The organism is Mesorhizobium sp. RCAM 06353, from assembly GCF_059683585.1.
Map to the genome: position 1 here is coordinate 5,835,198 of NZ_CM185031.1, position 12,180 is coordinate 5,847,377.

Sequence of the window (12,180 nt, forward strand, 5' to 3'; positions counted from 1 at the left end):
ACGCCGCGTTCACGGCTTTCCGATCAAGGCAGCGATCAGGTGTTCGACATGGCCGCCATTGCTGTGCTCGCGCCGATCGAAGGCGATCTGTTTGGCCTCATATTCGGCATAGACAGCCTTGATGCGAAGCCGCGCTTCGCGGCGCGTCTGGTAGCAAGACGGGTCGTTGGTGATCCGCAGACCGACTATCGACCGTTCCGTAGCGCGCATCATCTCCCTGGCGATGCGTCCATGTGTTTCTTCATGGGCGCGAACACCGGCGAAAAACCTGTTCCACCGCCTGTTCAGCGCCGGCGTCATGGGCGAGCCAACGCGAGGGAAGGTATAGAACAGATTGAGCGTGCCGTTGGCCCGCCGCATCCGGCAAAAGCCGTTGCCCTGACCAGCGTCGAGGTCCCAGTCGACGGTATAGGCGGTTGTGGCGATGGCATGCGTCATGAAGCCGTGCCTGGGGCCTTTGCGGTCCATCGCGTCGATGAGGGCGGCGCCCGAGCTTCCCGTAACGTCGTAGGTCCGCGTCTGGACCACCGCCCTGGTGCCGGCCAAGGCTTCTGGCGCACACAGCGCTCCAATAGCGACGAGGCATGTCAGAACGATCCGGCGCATCGGCCTTCTCCCTATCCCCTGGGAAGGGAACCATAGACCGGCGGCCGTTTCAACGGTTTTGCCGCCGAGGCCCAACCTGCCCGGCCGAGCGAGGTCACATACCCTGGTAGACCGGACCTTCGCCGCCCTGCGGCGGCACCCAGTTGATGTTCTGGTTCGGGTCCTTGATATCGCAGGTCTTGCAGTGCACGCAGTTCTGCGCGTTGATGATGAAGCGCACATCCTTGGCCGCCGGATCGGCGGCGGCGTTGCCGTCCTTGTCGACCCATTCATAGACGCCTGCCGGGCAATAGCGGGTCGAGGGTCCGGCAAAGACATCGTGCTCGGAGCGCTGCTGCAATGCCATGTCGCCGACCAGCAGATGGACCGGCTCGTTCTCTTCGTGATTGGTGTTGGACAGGAACACTGAGGACAGGCGATCAAAGGTGAGCACACCGTCGGGCTTCGGATAGGCGATCTTCTTGTGCTTTGCGGCGGGCTCGAGCGTGGCATAGTCGGCCTTGCCGTGCTTCAGCGTGCCGAAGGGCGAGACGCCGAACAGCGTGTTCAGCCACATGTCGAGACCACCGAGACTGACGCCGACGATGGTGCCGAAACGCGACCACAGCGGCTTGACGTTGCGCACCTTCTTCAAGTCCTTGCCGATATCGGTCGCGCGCCAGGCTTCCTCGTAGGAAGTGAGCTCGTCATTGGCGCGGCCGGCACCGATTGCCTCGGCGACATGCTCGGCGGCGAGCATGCCCGACAGCACCGCATTGTGGGAGCCCTTGATGCGCGGCACGTTGACGAAGCCCGCGGCACACCCCATCAGCGCACCACCTGGGAAGGACAGTTTCGGCACCGACTGCCAGCCGCCCTCGGTGATGGCGCGCGCGCCATAGCCCAGCCGCTTGGCACCTTCGAACGTGCCTGATATCGCCGGATGGGTCTTGAAGCGCTGGAATTCCTCGAATGGCGACAGATAAGGGTTCTTGTAATTGAGGTGGAGGACGAAGCCGACCGCCACCTGATTGTCCTCGAGATGGTAGAGGAACGAACCACCGCCGGTCTTCATGTCGAGCGGCCAGCCGAAGGAGTGCTGGACCAGGCCCGGCCGATGGTTCTCCGGCTTGACCTGCCAGAGTTCTTTCAGGCCGATGCCATATTTGCCGGGTTCGCGGCCATCGGAGAGTTTGTATTTGGCGATCAGCTGCTTGGCGAGCGAGCCGCGCGCGCCTTCGCCGATCAGCACATATTTGCCCATCAGCGCCATGCCCGGCGCGAAGCCCGGGCCGTGCGTGCCGTCCTTCTCGACGCCCATGTCACCGGTGACGACGCCGGTGACGGCACCTTCATCATTGTAGAGCAGGCCAGCGGCGGCAAAGCCCGGATAGATCTCGACACCAAGCGCCTCGGCCTTGGTTGCCAGCCAGCGGCAGACATTGCCGAGCGAAACGATGTAATTGCCGTGATTGTTCATCAGCGGCGGCATCAAAATGTTGGGCAGACGGAACGAGCCGGCAGGGCCGAGCACCAGGAAATGGTCCGCCGTGACCGGCGTCTTGAAAGGATGACCTTCCTCCTCGCGCCAACCGGGCAGCAGCCGGTCGATGCCGATCGGATCGACGACGGCGCCGGAGAGGATATGGGCGCCAACCTCGCCGCCCTTTTCCAGCACGACGACGGAAAGCTCGGGATTGACCTGCTTGAGGCGGATGGCCGCGGCAAGGCCGGCCGGGCCGGCACCGACGATGACCACGTCGAATTCCATGCTTTCGCGTTCGATATCGCTCATCAACCCCTCCGCACTGGCTTGCCGCTGTTGCGTATCTTGCTGGCTCCTGCGCTGCATAGCGCATCAATTGGCGACAGGAAACCGGCGCAGACGTGACAATGCGGATTTGGCCAAAAAGTCGCGCATCTTGCGACAGGGCAGCCGTTCGTGCCCAGCGAGACCCACAGTGCTTGCGTTTTTTAATTGTTCGGCGGCTTGCTTATCGGCCATACTTCCGCCATGCGCATTCCTGGGCCTGGCGGCTTTCCTTCGACGCGCTTTCTTTTCACGCCCGGCCGGGCCTGCCGGGCGATTCTGCTGGCCCTTCTGATGTCGGCACCGGGGCACGCCGTCGCGGACGAGGTGAAGGTCTGGGCGACAGGCGCCTACTCCTTCTCCGACGAGCTTGGCGGCTTCCGCATCACGGGAGCCTCCGGCATCGGAACCAAGGATGATCCGCTGGTCATTACCGAAGAGCTGAATTCGGCGACACCGGTGACGCTGACCATCCGCACCACCAAGCCGATCCAGACATTCGGCAAGGCGGGCGAGTTCGCCAATGGCATCATGTATATGCGCATCGACGTGCTCAACAACAGCGGCCAGGCCTGGATCGAGTTCCAGTTCGAGCTTCAGGAGATACTGGATCAGCCGAGCGTGTTTGGAGACGGGCTTTCGTTCGACCAGCGCAACAAGACGCCCGAGAACATCTGGTCGAGCAATTTCGCCGATTTCGACCGCGACTTCGAACCCTATGACCGGCTGCTGTTCAAGAACGGCAAGGTCGACCCGCTGAAAACCGCCAGCTTCGAGTTCCTGGTGACCGACTACACGCCGCGATGGACTTTTTATCTGGTGCAGGACCCGCGCATTCCGACCGGATAGGGCAAGCCGCCAGCTTGCAAATTGCAGTCATGCGGACGAATGTGCGCACCATGACTGCCGCCTCCCCCAACAGCCCGACCGATATTGCCGACATCCTGGCTTTCTATGCCAGCGCCGGCGTCGATGAGGCGCTGGAAGACGCTCCGGTGAACCGCTTCGCCGAGGCGGCACCCAGGCCCGTCGAGCGCGCCCCGGCACAGGCAGCGCCCGCTCGCGAAGACAAGGCGCCGGAGCGGCCAGCGGCTTCGCCCGGCTTGGATACGAGCAACGTGCCGGATGCACCACCGGCGCGTCCATCGGTAGCCGCCGTGCCAGACGAAGCTCAGGCAGCACTTGCGCGCCAGTTGGCGACAACTGCAACAACCCTGGACGAGCTGCGCCAGCATATGGCTGCCTTCGACGGCTGCAATCTCAAGGCCACCGCCAAGAATCTGGTGTTCGCCGACGGCAACCCGGAGGCCGCGGTGATGCTGGTCGGCGAAGCGCCAGGTCGCGATGAGGACATTGAGGGCCTGCCCTTCGTCGGCCGCTCGGGCCGCCTGCTCGACCGCATGCTGGCCGCGATCGGGCTCGACCGCACTTCGGTCTACATCGCCAATGTCATTCCGTGGCGGCCGCCGGGCAACCGCACGCCGACGCCGCATGAGACCGAGATTTGCCGGCCGTTCATCGAGCGGCAGATCGAGCTGGTCAATCCCAAGGTGCTGGTCAATCTCGGCGGACCTTCTGCCAAGACGCTGCTCAACACGTCAGAAGGCATTCTCAGGCTGCGCGGCAACTGGCGTGTCCACACCACGGCCTCCGGTATCGCCATTCCGGCCATGCCGACACTGCATCCGGCCTATTTGCTGCGGACGCCGGCGCACAAGAAGCTGGCATGGCGGGATTTTCTCGAGGTGAAGGCGAAGCTGCGGTCACTCGCCTAGAGCAGTTCACCGTTTCACGGAAACGCCGAACCGCTCTATCTCTTTGTTTTGACGCAACTCCGGACGGAAAACCGCTACGCATTTTTCCTGGAATTGCTCCTGGCGATAACCTCGCAGGTAATTGAAATGCCGTCCCTGTCAGCCTAACCATCCTCCCATGACAACAGCCCAAACCTCCGCCGGCAGTCTCATTCGCGAATGGCGCACGCGCCGCCGCATGAGCCAGCTCGACCTCGCCATGGAAGCCGAAATCTCGCAGCGGCATCTGTCCTTTGTCGAAAGCGGGCGTGCCGCACCCTCGCGCGATATGGTGCTGCATCTGGCCGAGCAGTTGGCGATCCCGCTGAGGCAGCGCAACCAGTTGCTGCTCGCCGCGGGCTTTGCGCCGAGCTTCGGCGAACGGCCGCTGACCGACACGACACTGGCACCGGCGATGGCGGCGGTCGAGATCGTACTCAAGGGACACGAGCCCTTCCCGGCGCTGGCGGTGGACCGGCACTGGAACCTGGTTTCGGCGAACGCCGCGATTGCTCCCTTCCTTGCTGATGTCAGCGAGCCTTCGTTGCTGGCGGCACCGGTCAACGTGCTTCGCCTCAGCCTGCATCCTGGCGGCATCGCGCCACGCATCGTCAACCTCGCGGAATGGCGCACGCACCTGCTCGAACGCCTCAAGCACCAGAACGACGCCAGCGGCGATCCGGTGCTGGTCGAATTGGAGCGCGAGCTGCGCACCTACCCGTCCGGACTGAAGGGCAGTAGGCCCATGCCTGTCGAGCCGAATGCGATCGTGCATCCGCTTCGCCTCGCCCATGGTGATCAGGTGCTGTCGTTCATCAGCACCATCACCGTGTTCGGCACCCCGCTCGACGTGACCTTGTCGGAACTGGCGATCGAATCCTTCTTCCCGGCCGACGAACAGACAAGGGCGGTGCTGGTGCGGCTAGCGAAGGAGCGGGCTGGCTGACCCTTGACGGGCTGGCCGCGCAGCCTGTTACCGTTCGCGGAGTAGGAGAAACCACATGCGTCTGCTGTCCCGCTGGCAGAATTCGGCCGGCGAACGTGTTCGAATCGCGCTTCGACTGAAGGGATTGCAGTTCACCTATGTGCCGGTGAGATCCCTGGCGCCGGGGGAATACAAAACCCTCAATCCGCAAAGTCTGCTGCCGGCCCTCGACGTCGAAGGCCGAATTATCGCCCAATCGCCCGCCATTCTCGAATATCTTGAGGAGGTGTACCCGACGCCAAGCCTGTTGCCCGTAGACCCAGTAACGCGCGCTCAGGCCCGGGCTTTCGGAGCACACATTGCATCGGAAATGCACGCGATCACGGTGCAGAGGGTTCGTCGATTCCTGCAATCCGAGTTGTCCATCGACGAAGCCGGCGTCGAACGCTGGGTGCAAAACTGGCTGAGCCTGGGCTTCACCGCCTTGGAGGAAACGCTGACTGGACGCGCGACCCCATCGCCATTCTGCTTCGGAGACACACCGGGATGGGCGGACCTGCACCTTGTCCCTCAAATGAACAATGCCCGTCGTTTCGGCGTCGATCTCTCGCCCTACCCTTTGCTGATGTCCGTGGATCATCTTTGCAACCAACTGGATGCCTTCCGCCTGTCACGGTCCGAGGCGCAGTCCGATTTTCCCGGCTGACGAAAGCAATCCAGGGCATTCTCAGCCCTGCGGCAGCGCCGCCTTGCGCGTTCGGGCGCGCTCCAGTCCGAGTTGCCGCTCGCGCCAGATGATGAAGATGCCGGCGGCGACCACGATCACACCGCCGACCAGCGTGCTGAGCGAGGTCACGTCGCCGAAAACGAAATAGCCGACGACAACGCCGAGGATCATCGAGGTGTATTCGAACGGCGCCACCACCGAAGCCTCGGCATGACGATAGGCCGAGGTCATCAGGATCTGGCCGAGGCCGCCGCAGCAGCCGGCCATGATGAGCAGCGCGGCTTGCTCCGGCGTCAGTCCTTGCCAGCCGAAAGGCAGCGTCAGCAGCGAGAGTACGCTTGCGGTCGACGAGAACCACAAGACGATGGTCGCCGTCTTCTCCGTTTGCACGAGATTGCGCACAAGCAGCATGGCGACAGCCGAGATCGCCGCGGCCACCAGCGCGGCCATGACACCCAGGACCTCCTGGTCGTCGAGCGCTTCATCCGAGTTGAGCAGGGTTAGTTCCGGCCAGGAAATGATGAGCACGCCAATCAGACCGACGGCCACCGCGCTCCAGCGGTAGACACGGATCGTCTCGCCAAGGAAGACCGAGGAGAACACCACGACCAGCAACGGCTGCGCGTAATTCAGGGTGATCGCCTCCGGCAGCGGCAGCCTGGTCAGCGCGAAGAAGCCGAGCCCCATCGCGCCAACGCCGACAATGCCGCGCGCGACGTGGTTGAAGGAACGCTTGGTGACGAATGCCGTGGCCAGTTGTCCCTTCAATGCCAGGAAAGCAATGATCGGGAAGGTGGCGAAGAAGGAGCGGAAGAAGACGATCTGCCCGGCCGGCACGTCGCCGGCCGCCTTGATGCAGGTTTGCATGCCGACAAAAACCGCGACGGACACGATCTTCAGGGCGATGCCCCTCAGCGTGCTGTGGCCGCCGGTTGTTTCTGGTTGAGCCCCGGCTCCTGATGTCACGCTGGTGATGCGTCCCTGATCGTTGCCTGTATGCCCGGCAACGCTGGCATTCAACATGCTTTAGCCGCGATGCCGCAAAGAAGGCCTCGATAGACCCTCTCGCAGTTTTGTCGAGGGACCGTTTCGTGTAAAGAGCGCGAACTTCATTTTTTTGGACCAGCGGGAACTGTCCGCTTCCAACGCAATCGACAGGAAAAACAACGGAATGCGCACGGACACCGGCCAGGTCTTCAAGCTCGAAGACTATCGCCCCAACGACTATCTCATTCCGCAGACCAACTTGACCTTCCGCCTTTCGCCTGAGGCCACAATCGTCACCGCAATCCTGACGGTCGAACGCCGCGATGGGGTGTCCGCGTCGGCGCCTTTGGTGCTCGACGGCGACGGGCTGACGCTCAAGCGAGATCGAGGTCGACGGCAAGAAGGCAAAGCCGGCGGATCTGCTGGTTACACCTGACCAGCTCACCATTCTCAAGCCACCGGCCGCGCGCCGTTACCAGCTGCTGATCGAGACCGAACTGGCCCCGGCGGGCAACGAAGCCCTGATGGGGCTTTACCGCTCGAACAATGTCTATTGCACGCAATGCGAGGCCGAGGGCTTTCGCCGCATCACCTATTTCCTCGATCGCCCCGATATCCTGTCGGTCTACACCGTGCGCATCGAGGCGCTGCGCAACGAAGCGCCGCTGCTCCTGTCCAACGGCAATCCGGTCGACAAGGGCGATCTCGGCGACGGCTGGCACTATGCGGCGTGGCACGACCCCTTCCCCAAGCCGTCCTACCTGTTCGCGCTGGTGGCCGGCAATCTCGGCCAGGTCGCCGACAGTTTCGTCACCCTATCCGGCCGCAAGGTCGAGCTCGGCATCTATGTCGAGCCCGGCAAGGAGAAGCTTGCCGGCTACGCCATGGATGCGCTGAAGCGGTCGATGCAATGGGACGAAGAGGCGTTTGGCCGCGAATACGACCTCGACGTCTTCAACATCGTCGCCGTGTCCGACTTCAACATGGGCGCGATGGAGAACAAGGGCCTGAACATCTTCAACGACAAATATGTGCTTGCCGACCAGGAGACCGCGACCGACGCCGATTTCGCCAATATCGAGGCGATCATCGCGCATGAGTATTTCCACAATTGGACTGGCAACAGAATCACTTGCCGCGACTGGTTCCAGCTTTGCCTGAAGGAAGGTCTGACGGTCTTCCGCGACCATGAATTCTCGGCCGACCAGCGCTCGCGGCCGGTCAAGCGCATCGCCGAGGTACGCCTGCTGCGCGCGCATCAGTTTCCCGAGGATCAGGGCCCGCTGGCGCATCCGGTGCGGCCGCGCCGCTACCGCGAGATCAACAATTTCTACACGGCGACGGTCTACGAAAAGGGCTCCGAAGTGGTGCGCATGATCCGCACCATCCTCGGGGCCGACGCCTTTCGCGCCGGCATGGACCTCTATTTCGAACGGCATGACGGCGACGCGGCGACGATCGAGGATTTCATCAAGGTGTTCGAGGACGCTTCGGGCCGCGACCTGTCGCAGTTCGCGCTCTGGTACCATCAGGCGGGCACGCCCAATCTGACGGTCAGCTCGACACACAATGCGGCCGCGCAGGAATTCACGCTCGAGATCGAGCAGTCGGTGCCGCCGACACCCTCCGAAAGCCGCAAGCGGCTGATGCACATTCCGCTTGCCTTCGGGCTGATCGGCGCCGGCGGCAAGCCCGTCGAGTATAGCGGCGTCGAGGGCGCCAGCGTAGAGGACGGCGTCATCCATCTCCGCAAGCGCCGCCATATGGTGCGCTTTTCAGGTGTTGCCGAACGCCCGGCGGTGTCGCTCAATCGCGGCTTTTCGGCACCCGTGACGCTGTCGGTGGAGCAAAAGGCCGACGACCAGTTCTTCCTCGCCCGCCATGACAGCGATGCCTTCTCGCGCTGGCAGGCCTTCAACACGCTGCTCACCGATGCGCTGATCGCGGCCTTCCGCGAGATCCTTGGCGGCAAGCAGCCGGTCTTCGCGACGAGGCTGACCGAGCTTGCCGGCAGCATTGCCGCCGATGAGATGCTGGAACCTGCGTACCGGGCGCTGGCGCTGGCGTTGCCCGGCGATGCCGACATCGCTCGTGACATCGGCAAGAACATCGATCCCGACGCCATCCACGCAGCCCGGCAGGCTCTTGCACTCGCGATCGCCGCGGCCAATGGCGGGGCATTTTCCAGCCTCTACCACAGCCTTGTCGACAAGGCCGTGTTCAGCCCGGATGCGACAAGCGCCGGACGACGCGCCCTGCGCAACACTTTGCTGGATTATCTCTCGCTGCTGCCGGGTGGAGCGGCATTGGCCGCAGGGCATTTCCAGTCGGCGACCAACATGACCGACCGTGCGGCCGCACTTGGCGTGCTTGCTCATCGCCACCATCGTTCGCCCGAGGCCATCAAGGCACTGGCGGCTTTCGAGACGACTTATGGGTCCGACCCACTGGTCATGGACAAATGGTTCCAGATCCAGGCCAGCGTGCCCGGGCCGCAGGCGGTGGACACGGTTCGGGCGCTGTCAGCTCATCCGGCCTTCTCGATGGCCAATCCAAACCGGGTGCGTTCGCTGATCGGCACCTTCTCCAGTGCCAACCAGACCGGCTTCCATCGCGCCGACGGCGAAGGCTACCGGCTCTTCGCGCAAACAGTGCTCGAGGTCGAAAAGCGCAACCCGCAAGTGGCGGCAAGGCTCGCGACGGCACTCAGATCGTGGCGTTCGCTTGAGCCGGGCCGGCAGGCCAAGGCCCGGGAAGCGCTGCTTTCGATCGCCAATGCCGAAAACCTGTCGGCGGACCTGCGCGATATCGTCGAGCGCACGCTGGCTTAGGCACCCCTTGCCTTCTCCCATGCAGGGGAAGGCCCGGGGCGCCGCACCTCCAAAACCGATTATTTTAGTCGATTTTTAATCTTTTTTCGCCGGACCACTGGACAAGGCGAATCACCTTTGATTCTTTACTGACGATTCGGATGTGCGGCGTTTGCCGGATCACCAAGCAGCATAGGCAAATTCGGGGAGTGCCATTTATGGCGAAGGCGGACGCGTGGGGCGCGCCCGGTGGGATGGCTTTTGCGCGTCGCGAGACGCGCAGTGACGGCCTTGCCGGGAATACGCGGCTCATTGCCGAACCGGCCTACAAGCGGCTTCTGGCCGCCGAGCCGCTGCTGCGCCGGTCGATACCGGCCCTCATCATCATCTTCCTGCTCGTCATCGCGGCGCTGCGCGTGCTGTCGCTGATGAACGAACGCGACGATGTCGAGCGTGATGCCAAGGCGATCCTGACGCTGGCGGCAGGGCAACTCGCCAGTTCGCTCGCCACCACCTCGGATACCGTGCCCGGCGCCATTCAGGATCTGCTGGAAACCACCAGCCGTCAGGGCTCGATGAGCCGCAGCCATGTGCTCGTCATCACCGACAGCGCTTTCAAGATCACCGCGGTGACACCACGCTCGATGCCTTGGCAGGGCCATGCCCTCGACGGTCTCGTCGAGGGCGGCCAGCCGCTGTTCATGTTCGGCGATCGCGCTGGCGTCATGGAGGTCAATATCGGCGGCCAGGACTGGTACGCCGCGGTCAGCGTTGCCAAGGACCGGAAGGGTGCCGCGGCAGCCCTAGTGCCGCAGGAAGCGGTCTTTGACACATGGCGCAAGACCGTCTCGCTCAACGTCACCCTGTTTGTGCTGACGGCGGGCGTGCTGATCATCATCCTCTACGCCTATTTCGGGCAGGCGGCGCGCGCGCAGGCCGCCGACCGCATCTATCTCGAAGCGCATCAGCGAATCGACATGGCGCTGGTTCGTGGCCGCTGCGGCCTATGGGACTGGGACATGGTCCGCGGCAAGATGTATTGGTCGCGCTCGATGTACGACATGCTCGGCTACGAGCCCTGCGACACGATGCTGTCCTTCGGCGAGGTCGACGAGATCATCCATCCCGAGGACGGCGACCTGTTCGAGCTCGCCAACAGAATTGTCGCCCGCGAGATCGACCACATCGACCAGGTGTTCCGGATGCGGCATGCCGATGGCCAATGGGTGTGGATGCGCGCTCGCGCCCAAGTCATGGATCCGGAAGCACCGGAAATCCAGCTGATCGGCATCGCCGTCGACGTCACCGAGCAGCGCCATCTGGCGCTGCGGTCCGAGGCGGCCGATCTTCGCCTCAGAACCGCGATCGAGAACATCAACGAATCCTTCGTGCTGTGGGATTCGGCGCAGCGGCTGATCATGTGCAACTCCAAATACCAGCAGGACAACGGGCTCTCGGATCGCGACGTGATGCCCGGCGTGACGCGCGCTTCCCTGGAAGAGCGGATGCTGGCCTTTGCTTCCGAGCGCCGGCTTGCCAACACCAATGGTCCGCAAGGCGGCGCCACTTTCGAGCGGCAGCTATCCGACGGCCGCTGGCTGCAGGTCAACGAACTCAGAACCAGGGACGGCGGCATCGTCTCGGTCGGCTCCGACATCACCCAGATCAAGCTGCATCAGGAAAAGCTGGTCGACAGCGAACGCCGGCTGATGGCAACGATCCATGATCTCAGCCTCGCCAGGCGCTCCGAAGAGGAGCGCTCCAGTGAGCTGGTCGACCTCAACCGAAAATACATGAAGGAAACCGAGCGCGCCGAAGCAGCGAACCGGGCCAAATCCGAATTCCTTGCCAACATGTCGCATGAGTTGCGCACGCCGCTGAACGCCATCATCGGTTTCTCCGAACTGATGGAACAGGGGCTGTTCGGCCCGCTGGGTTCGGAGCGCTACGAGGAATATGCCACCGACATCAACAGCAGCGGCAAATATCTGCTGGGCGTCATCAACGACATTCTCGACATGTCCAAGATCGAGGCTGGCCAGTTCTCGCTGGACCAGGAGCAGATCGACCTCGGGCCGCTGATCAGCGAGACGGTCCGCGTCGTCTCGCTGCAGGCCGCGCAAAAGGCGATCACCGTGGAGACGCGTATCGCCGACGCGCTGACGCTGTTTGCGGACCGCCGGGCGATCAAGCAGATCGTCATCAACCTCCTGTCCAACGCGGTGAAGTTCACCGGCCAGGGCGGCCATATTTCGGTTCGCGCCCGCAACACATCCGGCGCGTTGGTGCTGACGATCGAGGACAATGGCTGCGGCATCCCGAAAGCCGCGCTCGGCAAGCTCGGGCGGCCCTTCGAACAGGTGCAGAACCAGTTCTCCAAGAACCATGCCGGATCAGGCCTGGGCCTCGCCATCTCGCGCTCGCTGGCCGAACTCCAGGGCGGCGCGTTAAAGATCCGTTCGACCGAGGGTGTCGGCACGATCGTATCGGTGCGCATTCCGGTGAAAAAGGCGCCGGCGGCCGTCAAGGTCGCGGCTTAAGCA

At 63.1% G+C, this 12,180-nt stretch carries 8 protein-coding genes and 1 pseudogene; 6 read left to right on the forward strand and 3 right to left on the reverse strand.

Annotated features, from left to right (window positions below; all coding sequences use genetic code 11):
- Positions 1 to 9 precede the first annotated feature (9 nt).
- Together AC56QX_RS28450 and AC56QX_RS28455 are read right to left on the reverse strand one after the other, a co-directional pair.
- Positions 10 to 606, reverse strand: coding sequence for a DUF922 domain-containing Zn-dependent protease (locus AC56QX_RS28450; RefSeq protein ID WP_497111795.1), 597 nt, complete (start codon positions 604 to 606; stop codon positions 10 to 12).
- A 94-nt stretch (positions 607 to 700) separates the two neighbouring features.
- A complete protein-coding gene (locus AC56QX_RS28455; protein ID WP_497111796.1) occupies positions 701 to 2,380 on the reverse strand; it encodes an electron transfer flavoprotein-ubiquinone oxidoreductase in 1,680 nt (559 codons plus the stop codon).
- A gap of 219 nt (positions 2,381 to 2,599) precedes the next feature.
- On the opposite strand from AC56QX_RS28455, the gene AC56QX_RS28460 reads away from it, so the two are divergent.
- The 4 genes from AC56QX_RS28460 to maiA all read left to right on the forward strand — a co-directional run bounded on the left by AC56QX_RS28460 (position 2,600) and on the right by maiA (position 5,819).
- Positions 2,600 to 3,244: a hypothetical protein gene (locus AC56QX_RS28460; RefSeq protein WP_497111797.1), complete on the forward strand. Its 645-nt coding sequence runs from the start codon at positions 2,600 to 2,602 to the stop codon at positions 3,242 to 3,244.
- Between the two features lie 50 nt (positions 3,245 to 3,294).
- Positions 3,295 to 4,170 (forward strand): uracil-DNA glycosylase, encoded by an 876-nt coding sequence (locus AC56QX_RS28465; protein ID WP_497111798.1) that lies wholly within the window; start codon positions 3,295 to 3,297, stop codon positions 4,168 to 4,170.
- 157 nt (positions 4,171 to 4,327) lie between these two features.
- Complete coding sequence (locus tag AC56QX_RS28470) at positions 4,328 to 5,134, forward strand: helix-turn-helix domain-containing protein (protein WP_497111799.1); 807 nt, start codon at positions 4,328 to 4,330, stop codon at positions 5,132 to 5,134.
- Between the two features lie 55 nt (positions 5,135 to 5,189).
- Positions 5,190 to 5,819, forward strand: a complete 630-nt coding sequence (maiA, locus tag AC56QX_RS28475; protein ID WP_497111801.1) for a maleylacetoacetate isomerase — start codon at positions 5,190 to 5,192, stop codon at positions 5,817 to 5,819.
- Positions 5,820 to 5,840: 21 nt separating this feature from the next.
- Here maiA and AC56QX_RS28480 read toward each other — a convergent pair whose 3' ends face one another.
- A complete protein-coding gene (locus AC56QX_RS28480; RefSeq protein WP_497111803.1) occupies positions 5,841 to 6,863 on the reverse strand; it encodes a DMT family transporter in 1,023 nt (340 codons plus the stop codon).
- Positions 6,864 to 7,011: 148 nt separating this feature from the next.
- Between AC56QX_RS28480 and pepN the strand changes: the two are divergent.
- Both pepN and AC56QX_RS28490 read left to right on the forward strand, forming a co-directional pair.
- A pseudogene (gene pepN / locus AC56QX_RS28485) lies at positions 7,012 to 9,658 on the forward strand (aminopeptidase N).
- A gap of 197 nt (positions 9,659 to 9,855) precedes the next feature.
- Positions 9,856 to 12,177: a PAS domain-containing sensor histidine kinase gene (locus AC56QX_RS28490; protein WP_497111804.1), complete on the forward strand. Its 2,322-nt coding sequence runs from the start codon at positions 9,856 to 9,858 to the stop codon at positions 12,175 to 12,177.
- The last annotated feature ends 3 nt before the right edge of the window (positions 12,178 to 12,180 follow it).